Origin of the sequence: Nocardia sp. NPDC002869 (assembly GCF_046764065.1) — a bacterium.
GTDB classification, from domain to species: domain Bacteria; phylum Actinomycetota; class Actinomycetes; order Mycobacteriales; family Mycobacteriaceae; genus Nocardia; species Nocardia rhamnosiphila.
In genome coordinates this window covers 21,827-36,330 of the sequence record NZ_JBKOOL010000042.1, presented here as the reverse complement: position 1 = coordinate 36,330, position 14,504 = coordinate 21,827, and the positions used below count along the sequence as shown (strand labels likewise).

Here is a 14,504-nt window from a genome sequence, read left to right as displayed (position 1 = left end):
GGCCGGGCCACCGATCGCCGGTCGTACCTACCGATTTCTCAGCGCGACAGCGAATCACGCAACGCGGTCACCCCCGCGCGGCGCTCGTAGGCGATCCAGGCGAAGATCGCGGCGAGCACCAGCGGGAAGATCGCCATCGCGGGCTTGTCGGCGATGAACGCCTGCGTCCCCGCGGCGAGCACCGTGAGCACCGACAAACCCACGGCGGCAAGGGCCGCCAACCGCGGCACCATCACAGCGATACCACCCGCGACCTCGACCACCCCGATGAAGATGAGCAGCGCGAAGGGGATGGTCAGATTCTCGGGAGCGTTATCGGCCAGCGCGTTCGGCATCACGAGCTTCGGCCCGCCGGAGGCGATCACGAAGAACAGGCCGAGCAAGATCTGCAGGGTCCACAGAACCCGGTGACGGATCGCGCCGGGACGGCCGGCGACATCGGCGGAAAGGTGGGCGGCGGGGCTGGTGGTGGTCATTTCCGGTCCTTCGGGTCGGTCGCGCCGGGTCGGTAGCGCGTTCAACCGATACGACGGCGCACCGCCCCGGAAGTCATCGCTGTGCGCGCGGATTTTTCGGAACCGCCGCTGGACATCTAGGCATCGAAGAGAAGGTAGAGCCCGGTGAAGGTGAACCCGACCATGAGCAGCATGAGCGCGAGCTGCCCGGTGAGGCGATGCGCCCGCGGCAGCAGCCGCAGGCAGCGATCGTGTGCGGCGGCGACACCGAGGATATGCCCCGTCACCACCGCGAGGACCTTGAGTGTGCCCAGTACCGCCGGTTGCGCGGACAGCACATACGCGACCTCGCGATCGGCCAATCCGAACAGGTTCCAGCCGGTCCCGAAAGGGTCCGCGAACAAAATCACCGTCGCCTGGCCCTTCTCGACCAGGAAGCTCAGGTAGTGGGCGATCACGTACCCGGCGATGATCGGTGTCAGCGTATAGGCGAGTTTTCGTGGCAGCATCCGGCGGTCGGCACGGGAGAGGCCTCCGGTGGCCGCCGCGGCGAACCGGAAACTCACCCCGACCACGCCGATGAACACCAGCAACCCCAGAGTGGACACCAGCGTGGGCGCGAGCCCCGCGTCGGATACCAGTGCTCGCCACCACGGGAACAACGAAAAACTGTCGAATGCCGTGGAACCCAGCAGGGTCGCCGCCACCGCCACCGATCCCGCCCCCACCGGTGTCCCCGCGAGATTCGCCGGCGGCGTACGCAGGACGAGGGCGCCCACCGCGCCCCGGCCGAGGGGGCTCAACCGCCCGAGCAGACTGCTGTACACCTCGAGCGGGTCCGCCCGCTCGGCCCATGCGGTGCCGAACACGACCAGCCCGGCCACGGTGACGACCAGGTACCCGGCGAGCCACAGGGTCACCGCGGTGACCGAGCCGGGATTCGGCGCGGCGAGTTCCAGCCAGACGAAGGTGAACAACCCCAGCGCCGCCGGCCACCTCCCCCACGCCTCGGGGTACCGCAGCAGGCCGGTCCCGGGCAGGCGGCGCGTGAGCGCGCAGTACCCGCGATACACCGCCCGTGCCGGGGACAGCACCTTCCACACCGGCCCGGCCACGAGCGAGGCGACGGCCACCCCGACCCACAGGAAGATGTAGAGGACACCCGGGACCGGATTACGGGCCGGATCGGCGGGGCCGAGCACGCCGATCGCCAGTACCGTGCCGAAGGCCACCACGCTCATCGCCGCGATCCCCGCACGCACCACCGGCGCGTCGACGACAGACCGCACGATCGCCGGCACACCGATACCGGGCGAATCCGGGTCCAGCCGCGGTTCCCGCCAGGCGAAGGCGATTACCGCGAACGAGAAAGTGAGTGCCCAGGCCGCGCCGATCAGCGCGTAGGTCAGCGGAATCGGCAGATCCGCGGCGCCGCCCAGGCCGTGGGCGAACAGGGTCATTCGCGAACGAGCAGGGTGGCCACCGTACGACCGGCGTGATGCAGTTCGATCTCCACCCGCCCCGGGATCTCGACGGTGAACCGGAAACGCTCGCCCGTTCCGGGTGTGATGGCGAAGGTGTGGTCGGGCTCGGCGTGCACATGCAGTTCGTCGGCGGCATCACTGTCGACGACGATCTCGATCGGCTGGCCCACCCGGGCCTCGAGCCTGGCGTCGGCCGGGGTCACCGTGCCGTCGGCGATACGCACGGGGACGACCACGGCCGCGGCACTCGGTGCCGCACTCGCACTGCTCGCGGTGGATTGTTCCGGGTCGCTGCGCGCGCAGCCGGCGGTGAGCAGCCCGGCGGCCAGCACCGCAACGCACAGGCGGGAGACGGACGGCATCAATCCTCCTTGTCGAGATCGGGGTCGGCGGGCGGGTCTTCCTCGTCGTCCCCGCGCCTGCGGTCGCGCACGGCGACGACGATGACGACCGCGGCGATGAGGAACGCCGGGAGAAAGGCGGGAACCGCGAGCAGGATCGAATGGTCGGCGAGCAGATCCACGCCGTCGTATCGATCGGTCATTGCGCGGGCGCCCGTTCCTTCTCCCCGGTGGTCGACTCGCGCCGGTACCGGTCGTTGATCCGGGCCGCGCCCCAGGACAGTGCGGCGACCAGGGCCAGGCTGCACCCCAGCACGACCAGCGAGGCCACCGCGAACAACCACGCCGGATGGTCGAACGAACGCTCCCGCTGCAGCACCGTGATCTCGGAGACGAAAGGCCGGGTGAACGAGTCGAGCGCCGGGATCTCCGCGGCGCCGATACCGGGGTCGGCGGCCATGAAGATCGGTAGCGCGGTCAGCGTCCGGCCGTCCTGGACCCGCAGCAGCGTTTTCCACGAGCCGTGTACCGGTACGGGTTTCGTCGAGACGTAGTGTCCCGCGCCCGCGCGCCGGAGCTGGTCGACCACCAGCCCCCGGCCGGGGCTGTCGCTGCCCACACCGCCCTGCCAGGACAGGATCTCGACCCATTCGGGGTCGGTGCCGACCAGATCCGCCGGCGTGATCCGGATATCGGCGTACACCATCGGTCCGCCCTGTTCGGGGGCGTCCCGCAGTTCCACCGCCGCCCGGGCCCCCTCCGGCACCTCGATCATCAGGCCGTTGGTGGTGGCCGCGGCCACCACCGCCACCGCCGCCACCACGAGTGCCCGGCGGACCGCGGGCCGCGGCAGCGGCTCCCCCAGCAACACGATGGCCAGCATGGCCCCGACGACACCGCCCGCGATCCCGGTGGGCACTGCCATGGCCAGCAGTTCTGGCCACATCGCCGCCGGCCACGGGTTCACGAACATGGCCCCGACCCACAGTGATTCGAGCCAGAGTCCGAAGGTGGCCGCCACCAGACCGCAGACCGCGCCCCAGACGATCCGGCGCCGGACCAACGGCAGCAGGGCCAGCAGTTCCACCACCACCGCCACGCCGAGATAAAGCGGGAACACGTTACGCGGCGCATCGATGATCGGACCGCCCACGAGTACGGCGACAACGGCCCGCACCACCGCGGCGAAACCGACCACGACCAGCGTGCCGCCCGGGCCGAGGACCGGCCGCGCGGCGACCAGGGCGATCGTCGCTGCCGCGACGATCAGCATCGGCTGTAGCACCAGCCGGAACTGTTCTACACCGAAGTCGTATTCGACCTGGAACACCGACAGTCCGATGAGCAGACCCCCGAACGCGAAGGCACGCAGCAGCCACATCCGGCGCGTCTCCCGCTCGCGCGGTTCGGGCCGGTTGTGCCTGCCCTCGTACTCGAGCAGCAGCACACCGATCAGCGAGAACCCGGCGCCACCGATGAGCATCAGATGCGTCGGACCCCACAGGGTGACGTCCTGGCCGAAGATGCGGTGCCACACATCGTCGAGCGGGAATCCGATCAGGGCGTAGAGACCGGCCCCGGCCAGCAGGATTCCTCCGACGGGCGCGTACCAGGTCCGGGTGATCCGCACCGCCGCCGGACCGGGTTTCTGGTCCAGAGGCAGCACGATGGCCGCCATCCCGGCCATGAAGAGGAAGAACAGTCCGGCGAGGATGAAATAGTGCGCCGGATTGGCCAGCGGTCCCTCGTCGCGGCCGTTGCCGATGTGCAGGCTCACATCCCAGATGAAACCCAGCAGCGCGGTCAGGATGGTCGCGAGGAACATCGCCAGCGGCAGCGCCACCCAGCCGGGCCGGTTGAGCAGCCGACCCAGGCGATCGGCGAGCCGCTGGAGCCAGGTGATGCGGCGGTTCCGGTGGAGGTATCCGACCCACAGCAGCGCCAGTGCGATCACCCCGGCCGACCCGGTCATGATCGCGACCTGGTCCAGCGCCGCGCCACCGCCTTCGCCGGCAGGCGCCGCCGACCACCCGAACAACTCGTACGTACCGTCCGGCACCGAACCTCCACACCCTGATCGGAATATGTGTGACGAAAAGTAGCATGAATTTTTACCGGAGAGGGAGGGTTACCGGACGTGTCCCGAGCTCACTGCGACACGCCGATTCCGTACGTGACCGATCACAGCGGGCCCACGCCCCACCGGACGCGGGCCCGGGCGGCGGTCGACGGAAAACCCGATGGTCGAGAGCAGCCCCGGCTGCTGTGAGCGTACGCCGGGAGCGCCGGTGAAAACCGTGTCCGCAAGTACCGATCGGATCGCGGTGGGCGCGCGGTCAGCAGAACCTGATGACCGAAGCGATACCGGCGATCAGCGAGTACACCGCGAAGGGCAGCAGGGTGCGGGTCTGGAAGTATCGCTCCAGGAACCGGACGGCGAACCAGGACGAACCGCCCGAGGCCAGCGCACCCACCAGGATCGGCCCGTGGATACCCTCGGCTTCCGGTCCCAGAAGTTCCGGAAGCTCCACCAGGCCCGCGCCCAAGATCGCCGGGGTGGCGAGCAGGAACGCGAATTTGGCGGCGTGCGCGTGTTCGAGACCGCGCCACAACCCGCCCACCATGGTCAGGCCCGCCCGGCTGAAACCGGTCAGCAGGGCACCGAGCTGCGCGACACCGATACCGAGGGCGTCACGCACATCGAGTGCGGCGAGCCGCCGGTCGGCATGACGGCGCGCGTTCTCCTTACCGGCCGGTTGCCGCCGTCCCGACCCCTGGAGCGCGAAACGCCGGCCGTACTCCGCCAGCGTGGGCTCGTTACGCCGCCGCAGCCCCTCGCCGAGCAGCAACACGATGCCGTTGAGGGTCAGGAAGAAACCGGCGCAGACCGGCGCGGCGAACAAAGCGTGCAACGGGTGCACCAGCGGCGGGCCCAGGACCGCCACCGGAACAGAAGCGATCACGATCAGCCACGCCAGCCGTTGCGCCACCGTGGCGGCTCGCCGCGTCCGCAGCGTGGTGAGGAAACCGGCGACGATGGCGTACCAGTCCCGCCGGTAGTGGCAGAGCAACGCGACCGCGGTCGCCACGTGCAATGCGACCACGAAGGCCAGGTACGGCGTTTCCGCTTCGGATTCGTCCGCGCCGATCAGGGTCCGCCAATCGCCCCCGAGCCAGGCGGCGAACAGCACCGAGTGGCCCAGGCTCGACACCGGGAACAGTTCGGTGACGCCCTGCACCACACCGATGACCGTGGCTTGAACATAGGTGAGCATCGCGACGATTCTTACATGGTCCCGACCGGGTCTCGCGGTCGACCGAAACGTCCGGATTCGCACATTCGCAACATGTTTCGCGCCCGGCGAACGATGGTTCGAAGCGTAGCGGGAGAGCCGGCGGGCGCCGGGACACGGTCGTTCACAGCGCCACCGCCACCGCTGCCGCGGGTAGGCTGCGGTGCATGGCCAGTCACGAATCGGAGAGTGCGCCCACCACACCGGCTCGTACAACCGCCCGCTATCTCTTGTCGGCGGCGCTGGTGTTCGCGGGTCTGAGTCATCTGTTCTGGGCCCGGCGGGAGTTCCAGGCCCAGGTGCCCGATTGGGTACCGCTGGACAAGGACGGTGTCGTGATGGCCTCCGGCGGTGTGGAGATCATGCTCGGCGCGGGATTGGCGGCGATGACCCGGGATCGGGTCCGGATGGGGCGGATCGCCGCGCTGTTCTTCGTCGCGGTGTTCCCCGGCAATATCGCCCAGTGGCGGGACCACCGATCGGCCTTCCGGCTCGACACCGACGTAAAACGCTTCGTGCGACTGCTGTTCCAGCCGGTCCTGGTCCTGTGGGCGCTGTGGTCCACCGGTGTCCCCCGCGACGCCAGGAGCTGAGCGCCCGTGCCCGAAACAGATTCCGCGGGCGCGGTGCTGTTCGATATCGACGGAACCCTGGTCGATTCGAACTATCTGCACGTCTACGCCTGGACCCGGGCGTTCCGGGAAGTCGGCGCCGAGGTGGACGCCTGGCGGGTGCACCGGAGTATCGGAATGGACGGCTCACTGCTGGTGAGCACCCTGCTGCCCGAGGCCGACGACGACACCCGCGACCGGGCGAAGGACCTGCATCTGCGCTACTACCTGGACTCCGGGGCGCTCATGCGCCCGGTCGGCGGGGCACGCGAACTCCTCGAGCGGGTCGCGGCGGCCGGGCTCACCGTGGTGCTGGCGACCTCCGCGCCGGAGGACGAACTCTCGCTACTGCGCGAGGTCCTCGGCGCGGCGGAGGTGGTATCGGCACAGACCTCCAGCGAGGACGTCGATACCGCGAAACCGCGCCCCGATATCGTGCGCACCGCGCTCGACCGGGCCGGTACCGGGGCCGGGTCGGCGCTCTTCGTCGGTGACACGGTATGGGATGCCGAAGCGGCCCGGCGGGCGGGAGTGGACTTCATCGGCTTCCGATCCGGCGGGATCAGCGGCGCGGAACTGCACGAGGCGGGCGCGGTCGCGGTCTACGACGACCCCGCCGAACTGCTGGCCGAGTTCGATCGCAGCCCGCTCGCCGAACTGGGCGGGTCGGTGGGCGACCGGCCCCGCGGCGGGGTGTGAGCGGGCCCGCCCCGGCAGGGCGGGCCGTCTAGGCTCGTGCCATGCGTGACCGAGCTCCCACCGTCGACCGGCTGCGGCCCTTCGCCGCCACCATCTTCGCCGAGATGACCGAACTCGCGGTCCGGTACGAGGCGATCAACCTGGGGCAGGGCTTCCCGGACAGCGACGGGCCCGCGGGCATGCTCGAGGCCGCCCGCGACGCCATCGCCGACGGACTCAACCAGTACCCGCCCGGCCGCGGTATGCCGGCGCTGCGCCGCGCGATCGCCGCGGACCGCGCCCGCCGTTACGGGACGCACTACGACCCGGACACCGAGGTGCTGGTGACGGTCGGCGCCACCGAGGCGATCAGCGCCGCGGTCCTCGGCCTGGTCGAGCCCGGCGCCGAAGTGGTCTTGATCGAGCCCTACTACGATTCCTATCCCGCGGCGGTGGCCCTGGCCGGCGCGCACCGGCGCACCGCCCGGCTGGTCCCCGACGGAAACCGTTTCGTCCTGGACCACGACAGTCTGCGCGCCGCGATCACCCCGGCCACGCGCATGCTGATCCTGAACTCACCGCACAATCCCACCGGCACGGTGCTCGACCGCGCCGATCTGGCCGCCCTCGCCGAGCTCGCCTGCGCCCACGATCTGCTGGTGCTGACCGACGAGGTGTACGAGCACCTGGTGTACGACGACGCCGAACATCTGAGCATCGCCACCTTCCCGGGGATGGCCGAACGGACACTGGTGGTGTCGAGCGCGGCGAAGACGTTCAGCGTCACCGGCTGGAAGATCGGCTGGATCTGCGGGGCGGCTCCGCTGATCGACGCGGTGCTCGCCGCCAAACAATTCCTCACCTTCGTGGGCGGCGGACCGTTCCAGCCCGCCGTCGCGCACGCGCTCACCCATGAACTCGAGTGGGTGGTCCGGTTGCGCACCAGACTCTCCGAGCAGCGGCTGCGCCTGTCCGCAGCGCTGACCGAGACGGGTTTCCGGGTACATCCGAGCGCGGGAAGCTACTTCGTCTGCGCCGATATCCGCCCCACGGGCGAGGACGACGGAATCCGGTTCTGCCGGGGCCTGCCCGCACGGCTCGGGGTCGCCGCAGTGCCGGTCAGTGTTTTCACCGACGATCCGGCCGCCTGGCGGCATCTCGTCCGCTTCACCTTCTGTAAGCGTCCCGAGACCTTGGACGAGGGCGTCCGGCGGCTACGAAAGGCGAGCGCCCGCCGACCAGCCGGATAGCCGGCGCACCCCGTGATCAGCGCGGCGCCCGCAGCATGCGGCCCGCCGCGTCGACAGCGGGACCGGAACTCCCCGCATCGGCGACGAACACCGCGAAGGCCAGATCGTCCTGGATTCCGATGAACCAGCCGTGCGCGCTGCTGTTGTCACCGTATTCCGCGGTGCCGGTCTTCCCGAGCAGGCCCGGTATATCGGTCAGCCGGGTGGCGGTGCCCGCGGTGACGGTTTCCCGCATCATGGTTTTCAGATCGCCGGTCACCGCGGCGGGTAGCGGCTGCGGGGTCCGGTCGGGTACGCCCGGCGAACCGGTCACCAGTACCGGAGCGGGCGCGCTCCCGTGTGCGACGGACGCGGCGACCAGCGCCATACCGAACGGTGAGGCCGTCACCTGGCCCTGGCCGATACTGGCCTCCACCCGCTCCGCCGGACTCTGCGCGACCGGAACGCTGCCGGTCACCGTGGTCAGCCCGGGCGTCACATAGTCCACCCCGAGACCCAGTCGCTCGGCGGCGGTCCGCAGCGCGTCCGGAGGCAGCGTGACGGCGAGCCCGGCCATGGTGGTGTTGCAGGAGTGCGCGAACGCGGTGTGCAGCGGGACCTGTCCCAGGTCGAAACTGTCGTCGTTGGGTATGCGGCGACCCTCGATATCGGCGACGCCGGGACAGGGCAGCACGGTGTCGGGGGTGGCGCGTCCCGCCTCCAGCACCGCGGCGGCGGTGACCGTCTTGAAGGTCGAGCCCGGCGGATACAGACCGGTGAGCGCTATCGCCCCCGCGCCGTCGGCGGCGGCGTTCTGCCCGACCGCCAGGATCTCGCCGGTCGAGGGTCGTACCGCGACGATCGCCGCGGGGGTGCCGATCGGGTCCAGCGCGGTTTCCGCCGCCCGTTGCAGCCCGATATCGATAGTGGACCGGATATCGGCGGTGGGTCGCGGGTCCGCGCCGGCGATACGCACCGTGCCGTCCGCGGTCTGCGCGCGCACCGCCCAACCGGCGGCGTCGCCGGCCTGCTGCTGCCAGAGTTCGCTCAGCCCCGACAAGGTCGGGGCCGATATCGCCTTGTCGGTGGTCAGCAGCCGTGTCTGCGGGGCGAGAGTGACCCCGCGGACAGCGGTCAACGCGTCCCGGACCGGTGCGATATCGGCTTCGCGGAGACTTATCGCCGTCACCGGTTTACCCTGCGCGGCAGCCAGTTCGGCATCAAGGGAGGCCGGCGTGATCCCGGGGGCGAGCGGAGCGAGCAGGGCCGCCGCGGCGGCGGTATCGGCGCCCGGCGCCAACTGGACGAGCGTCACCACCTGCTCGGTCATGAGCTCGCCGCCCGCGGCGTCCAGGACCCTGGCGGGCTGCGGGTACACCGGTGCGTAGCTCAGCGGCCCGGTCTCGAGCCCCGGCGCGACGGTGGCCGGGTTCCAGTGCACTTTCCAGCCGTCGTCGGTCTCGCCGGCGGTCCCGGTGGTCGTGTACTTCCATTCCTTGCCGCCTTCGGCCCCCAGTTTCCAGGTCGCTTCGAGGGTGAAGGTGTGCTCGTGTATCCCGGCGACCGCGAAGGTCGCCTCCTTGCCCAATCCGTCGTAGAGGGAGCCGAGCGTTTCACCGGCCTGCGCCGGATCATCGGTGAGCGCCGCGGCCGCACCGATATCGTCGCTGTTCAGCGCCTCGGTGAAGCGTTCGGCGACGGTGTCCGGCTCCGCCGGCGCGGAGGAGCAACCGGCCAGCGCCAGACCCAGGGCGGCCACGAGGACGACGAGTTTCCGATCGGTGCGCACCGTTTCGACTGTATCGACCGGACGCGCGGCGGACGCGGATGGTCCACTTTCCGGTGTTGCGGATCGCATCGCCGGACCGTCCACGATCGCGCCCGGGCAAACCGGTTGCCCGCTACGCACCGGTGTCGAGATGATTGCGAGGTGAGTACCGCCCACCTGCCCGCACTGGCCCCCGGAATCGTGCCACCGCAGCGGGTCGACCTCGGTGACCTCGTGGTACGGCGCTGGGAAACCGGAGATCTGACAGCCCAGTGCGAGGCGATCAACGCCTCGTTCGACCATCTCCATCCCTGGATGCCATGGCTGCCCACGCCGCGCACCCAGGAGGAACAGCGAGTCTTCAACGACATCGCCGCCACCGGATGGCCGCCGGCCGACGGGGATTTCGGCTACGGCATCTTCGATTCCGAAGGCACTCTGCTCGGCGCGGTAGGACTGCACGATCGAGTGGGACCCGCGGCCCGGGAGATCGGTTACTGGTGCCATATCGCGTATACCGGCCGGGGGATCATCACCCGCGCGGTCGCCGCGCTCACCGATGCCGCACTGCGGCTGCCCGGTATCGAGCAGGTACAGATCCGCTGCGACGCCGCCAACGAGCGCAGCGCCGCCGTACCCCGCCGACTGGGCTACCGGCTGGACCGGACCGAGGTACGCGAAGTGAGTGCACCGGCCGAAACCGGGCACGGGCTGGTATTCGTTACGGGCGGTTGATCCGCGACCGGCCCCGTTACCGCGTCAGCGTGCGGGCGAACAGTTCGCGCAGTTCGCGAAAGTGCCGTTCCGCTGGTAGGCCGCCGTATCGGCCATGGTGTAGCCGTGTGCCGCGTCCCTCGCGCGGCGACGAATCAGGCCCGCAGTTCCTTCGCCGTGTCGAGCAGCAGCTCGACCGCGTGATCGACCACCTGATCCAGGATTTCGGCGGGTTCGCCCTCGAACAGCCGGAACGAGGCGGTGACCCGGCCCTCGACCGCGACGGCGAACCACACCGAACCCGGCTCCTGCCCGTCCTGCGGGTCGGGGCCACCGGCACCGGTCACTCCCACGGAGAGTGTCGCGTCGAACAGCGTTCGCACCCCTTCGGCCATCGCCCGGGCCGACGGCTCGGAAACCACCGGCCCCTCCGGTACGCCGAGCACCCGGTGCTTCACCTCCCGGCTGTAGGCCACCACCGCGCCACGGAACCACTCCCCCGAATTGCTCGCCGCGCCCAGCGCCGCCGCGAGCTGGCCGGCGGTCAGCGATTCCGCCACCGCCACCTGAAGACCCGTACGCTCGGCGATGGCGGCCAACTCCTCGGCGCGATCATGGGCTCGCCCCAGTACAGCCGGCACAAGTACTCCCTCGGATTCGGATTCCGTCGTCATCAGTACCCCACTTCCGCATGCTGTACCCCACCGGTGACACCGCGAACAGTCCGCGCGCCGCCCACCACGATGCGCTGCCGCGCGGCCCAGGTCCGGGAACCGGCCATTCCGTCCTGCAACACGCAGGACAGTTTAGACAGGCGGGTGCGCGGGCAGCGCCGACGGCGAATTCGCGGGGCGGGCCCCCACCACCGCCGCGCGCGACTTCGCGGATCAACCTCGGGGGACACAACCCTGTCAGGGCCGACGATCCGGGTACACCGGCACATCGTCGTCCCACGGTTGGCGCACGACCATATCGGCGACCCGCACCGAACCGCTCTCGAATTCTCCGGTCGCGGCGTCCACGAGCCGGTAACGCTGGGTCTGCCGATGGATCGGCTGTGCGTCCAGCAGCACCACCCGGACCTCCCCCGGCTCGAACTCGCAGCGCTGGTGCAGGGCGGCGATCAGTTGCTCGCTGTGCAGATGACCGTCGCCGAAGTTCCAGCCGAGCGCGGTGGAGCAGATGCGTTCCCCGTCGGTCAGGACGTAGTCGGCCTCGTCGTGATCGGCCATCGCGCGATGCGCGAGCGTGAACAGTGCCTTGCCGTGGGTGTTGAAGGCCCGGAAGGCGTAGCCGAGATACAGCGGGATCTGCGCGGCCTCCGGGCTTCCGTAGAACCGTTGCAACTGCGCGGCGGGCATGGTCGCGACGGCGACGATGCCCGCCCGGATCTTCGCGTCGGCCGAGGGCCGGATACACCAGAGCGTGGTATCCCAGTTGCCCGCGTAGTAGCGCATCCCGGGCAGGAACGACACCTTGCGCGGGAACAGGTTCCCCAGGGCGACCACTCCGGCGAGAACGACCAGCAGCAGTACCAACGGCACCGGGTTGCCGACCGCGGAGAGGCCCACCTCGGCGTGTGCGACGAACAGGGTCAGCACTCCGAAGATCATGAAGACGTTCCACTCCAGGGGTACGCCCATCGGTATCGCGGTGAGGATCACCAGATGGAAGCCGATCAGCGCGGTGGCGGCGAGGGCCGTGGGCCAGCCGCCGTGCGCGAAGAAAAGCACCAGCGGCGCACCCATTTCGACCGCGGTACCGCCGTGGGCGAACCACCGCGACAACCGTCCCGGCCGCAGATCGTCGGGAAAACGTTCGAAGAACAGCCGTTTGAGGGCCCGGGGCCGCACCACCGGACTGTTCGACATCATCGTCGACACCACGAACGGGAAATGCTTGTTCAGCTTCGAGACCGCCGCACCGATCCAGATGACGACGAAAACGATCTTGGCGCCGACGATCAGGTCCGCGCCGCCGAAGAGGAACGTGACCGCGAGCGCCGCGTACACCTCACCGCGCGCCGCCAGGAAGATGGTCTTGTCGCGTAGTCCCAGCACGGCGAGTACACCGAGGACCGCCGCGATCTGCCAGACCGGCAGGACACCCACGCTCGTCCCGAGCGCCGCGTCCGGCCCGGTTCCGTTCGACACCAGCGCCACCAGCAGCATGATCAGCAGCGCTGCGTACAACACCGCTTCGAACAGCGTGCGGCGGGTGCCCCGGGTACCCGGCACCCGATCCGGCCAGGGTGGCAGGCGGATGGTCCCCGGACGCAACCAGTACAGGATCGAACCCATGGGCGGGAAGAACCGGTTGTTCAGCGGCCCGAATCCGCAGCCCAGCCCGACCACCTCGAACAGCATCGTGAACAGCACGACCTTCTGGAAGACGATCGGCTCCGACCACCAGGTACCGACCGCGGTGAACCCGTCGATACCTTCGGTCGTCAGGGCGAACAACCACCCGCCGAGCAGATAGAGGCCGATTTTGACGACGTAGAGCAGGTGCAGCGGCACCGGTGTACCGAAACCGACCTCGGCCCAGTGCCGCGCCATCGGCCGGAGCTTCTCCGCCCGGGTACCCCTGCTCCATTCGTCGAAATCGACCACCGGCAGGCTCGGCCGGAGGATGCCGAACAACCGATCTGTTCCGCCCACTACGCTCTCGTTCCCTACGCCGTTCGATCAGTGAAGAGAACACCTCCGGTAGCGGATGCGCGTTTCCTCGGGTGCCCTCTCATCGCCCGGAGACCACCGCCCCGGGCGCCGTGACGGACGGGAGTCACCGTCGTGACGAACCGGCCGACGACCGAGATCATCGCACCTCCGCTGCCCCCACCGAGTGAAAATCGGCGGGCTCACGACAGGCGATTCGCGGGCGGGACCGGCCGGTTGCCGACGATCGGATCGTGCGCCGGCCGGCCATTTCCAGGTGAATCGATTTCGCATCATTAGACGAGTAGCGTGAAGGCTCACAGGCACCCGAGAGGAGGCACAGCCAGCTGTCCGGCGCGGGAAAGGTGTGCAGCCGTGCGCGAGACCGACCCGACAGACGATTCGGCGATCGGGTTCACCGTCGGTACGGTGGCCCAGGCCCTGGACATTCCGGTGGCGACCCTGCGCAGCTGGAACCAGCGCTACGGCCCTGGGACCTCCCCGCCGCAACCCGGGTGAGCACCGGTACTACACGCCGAGCGACGTGGCGGTGGTGGGCCGCATGGTCGATCTCGTCCGCGCCGGCGTCGCCCCCGTCGCCGCCGCCAAGGCCGCGCGCTCAGCGGCCGAGCCGGCGCCCACGTTCGGCGGCATGGGCCCCGCCCTGGCGGCCGCCGACCGGCTCGACGCCGCGGAACTCCTGGCGATCCGCACCGCCCATCTCGCGCATTTCGGCGTGGTGAGCACCTGGAACCGGTTGCGCCGCCCGGTATTCGCCGACATCGTCGACCGGCACACCGGCGAGTCGGGGTTGATCGAGGTGGAACATGTCCCGTCCTGGGCGGTCACCACCGCACTGCATCGGGCGGTGCCGACCATCCGGTACACGACCGGGCGCGCCCCGGTACTGCTGGCCTGCACCGCCGGCGAGAACCATGTCCTGCCGCTGGAAGTACTGCGGGCCGCCCTGACCGAAGCCGACATACCGGCCCTGCTACTCGGCGCCGCGCTCCCCGCCGGAGCACTGGCCGCCGCGATCGCCCGACAGCCGCGCGAGCCGGCGGTGACGCTGTGGTCGCAGACGGAGCGGACGGCCGCACCGGCCCCGATCCCGCCGGGATGCCGGACACCGGCCCGCCTGCTTTTGGCCGGGCCCGACCGGCCGGGGTCCGCCGCATTCCCCGGCGCCCGCCGGGTCGACTCGCTCGAGGACGCGCTCGGCGACATCGTCCGGTCTGTGCACATGATTTGAATACGCATCGTTTATGCATCGA

The 14,504-nt window shown here is 69.8% G+C and carries 16 protein-coding genes; 6 read left to right on the top strand and 10 right to left on the bottom strand.

The annotated features are described in order from the left end of the window. Positions 1–38: 38 nt before the first annotated feature. The 6 genes from ACLML9_RS10980 to ACLML9_RS10955 all read right to left on the bottom strand — a co-directional run bounded on the left by ACLML9_RS10980 (position 39) and on the right by ACLML9_RS10955 (position 5,555). Complete coding sequence (locus tag ACLML9_RS10980) at positions 39–476, bottom strand: DoxX family protein (RefSeq protein ID WP_411945413.1); 438 nt, start codon at positions 474–476, stop codon at positions 39–41. 116 nt (positions 477–592) lie between these two features. Beyond that, positions 593–1,915, bottom strand: coding sequence for a hypothetical protein (locus ACLML9_RS10975; RefSeq protein WP_411945412.1), 1,323 nt, complete (start codon positions 1,913–1,915; stop codon positions 593–595). Further along, a complete protein-coding gene (locus tag ACLML9_RS10970) occupies positions 1,912–2,301 on the bottom strand; it encodes a hypothetical protein (RefSeq protein ID WP_411945411.1) in 390 nt (129 codons plus the stop codon). Before ACLML9_RS10970 ends, ACLML9_RS10975 begins: the two co-directional genes overlap by 4 nt. Beyond that, a complete protein-coding gene (locus ACLML9_RS10965) occupies positions 2,301–2,483 on the bottom strand; it encodes a hypothetical protein (RefSeq protein ID WP_265807874.1) in 183 nt (60 codons plus the stop codon). Before ACLML9_RS10965 ends, ACLML9_RS10970 begins: the two co-directional genes overlap by 1 nt. Then, positions 2,480–4,252: a hypothetical protein gene (locus ACLML9_RS10960; RefSeq protein ID WP_411945414.1), complete on the bottom strand. Its 1,773-nt coding sequence runs from the start codon at positions 4,250–4,252 to the stop codon at positions 2,480–2,482. The genes ACLML9_RS10965 and ACLML9_RS10960 overlap by 4 nt, the downstream gene beginning before the upstream one ends. Positions 4,253–4,616: 364 nt before the next feature. Further along, the gene (locus ACLML9_RS10955) at positions 4,617–5,555 is read right to left on the bottom strand and encodes an undecaprenyl-diphosphate phosphatase (protein WP_411945410.1); all 939 of its coding nucleotides are present in this window, start codon (positions 5,553–5,555) and stop codon (positions 4,617–4,619) included. 185 nt (positions 5,556–5,740) lie between these two features. On the opposite strand from ACLML9_RS10955, the gene ACLML9_RS10950 reads away from it, so the two are divergent. Genes ACLML9_RS10950 through ACLML9_RS10940 form a run of 3 tightly spaced genes read left to right on the top strand, consistent with a single transcriptional unit; the run spans position 5,741 to position 8,112 of the window. Further along, positions 5,741–6,166, top strand: a complete 426-nt coding sequence (locus ACLML9_RS10950) for a hypothetical protein (protein ID WP_265807872.1) — start codon at positions 5,741–5,743, stop codon at positions 6,164–6,166. A 6-nt stretch (positions 6,167–6,172) separates the two neighbouring features. Then, complete coding sequence (locus ACLML9_RS10945; RefSeq protein ID WP_411945409.1) at positions 6,173–6,883, top strand: HAD family hydrolase; 711 nt, start codon at positions 6,173–6,175, stop codon at positions 6,881–6,883. 41 nt (positions 6,884–6,924) lie between these two features. Continuing rightward, a complete protein-coding gene (locus ACLML9_RS10940) occupies positions 6,925–8,112 on the top strand; it encodes a pyridoxal phosphate-dependent aminotransferase (RefSeq protein ID WP_411945408.1) in 1,188 nt (395 codons plus the stop codon). Positions 8,113–8,128: 16 nt separating this feature from the next. Here the strand turns inward: ACLML9_RS10940 and ACLML9_RS10935 are convergent, their stop codons facing one another. Beyond that, entirely contained in the window at positions 8,129–9,880 is a 1,752-nt protein-coding gene (locus tag ACLML9_RS10935) for a penicillin-binding transpeptidase domain-containing protein (protein WP_411945407.1), read from the bottom strand. A 141-nt stretch (positions 9,881–10,021) separates the two neighbouring features. Here ACLML9_RS10935 and ACLML9_RS10930 point away from each other — a divergent pair, with 141 nt between their 5' ends. Beyond that, on the top strand, positions 10,022–10,594 hold the full coding sequence (locus ACLML9_RS10930) for a GNAT family N-acetyltransferase (protein ID WP_411945406.1): 573 nt from the start codon (positions 10,022–10,024) through the stop codon (positions 10,592–10,594). Between the two features lie 134 nt (positions 10,595–10,728). Here ACLML9_RS10930 and ACLML9_RS10925 read toward each other — a convergent pair whose 3' ends face one another. From ACLML9_RS10925 to ACLML9_RS10915, 3 genes are all read right to left on the bottom strand, one after another. Next, positions 10,729–11,247, bottom strand: a complete 519-nt coding sequence (locus ACLML9_RS10925) for a CinA family protein (protein ID WP_411945405.1) — start codon at positions 11,245–11,247, stop codon at positions 10,729–10,731. Next, on the bottom strand, positions 11,247–11,369 hold the full coding sequence (locus ACLML9_RS10920; RefSeq protein ID WP_411945404.1) for a hypothetical protein: 123 nt from the start codon (positions 11,367–11,369) through the stop codon (positions 11,247–11,249). Before ACLML9_RS10920 ends, ACLML9_RS10925 begins: the two co-directional genes overlap by 1 nt. A 115-nt stretch (positions 11,370–11,484) precedes the next feature. After that, on the bottom strand, positions 11,485–13,233 hold the full coding sequence (locus ACLML9_RS10915; RefSeq protein WP_411945403.1) for a DUF3556 domain-containing protein: 1,749 nt from the start codon (positions 13,231–13,233) through the stop codon (positions 11,485–11,487). 372 nt (positions 13,234–13,605) lie between these two features. Here ACLML9_RS10915 and ACLML9_RS10910 point away from each other — a divergent pair, with 372 nt between their 5' ends. Both ACLML9_RS10910 and ACLML9_RS10905 read left to right on the top strand, forming a co-directional pair. Then, the gene (locus ACLML9_RS10910) at positions 13,606–13,749 is read left to right on the top strand and encodes a hypothetical protein (protein ID WP_411945402.1); all 144 of its coding nucleotides are present in this window, start codon (positions 13,606–13,608) and stop codon (positions 13,747–13,749) included. A 43-nt stretch (positions 13,750–13,792) separates the two neighbouring features. Beyond that, complete coding sequence (locus tag ACLML9_RS10905) at positions 13,793–14,482, top strand: transcriptional regulator (protein WP_411945401.1); 690 nt, start codon at positions 13,793–13,795, stop codon at positions 14,480–14,482. Positions 14,483–14,504 lie beyond the last annotated feature (22 nt).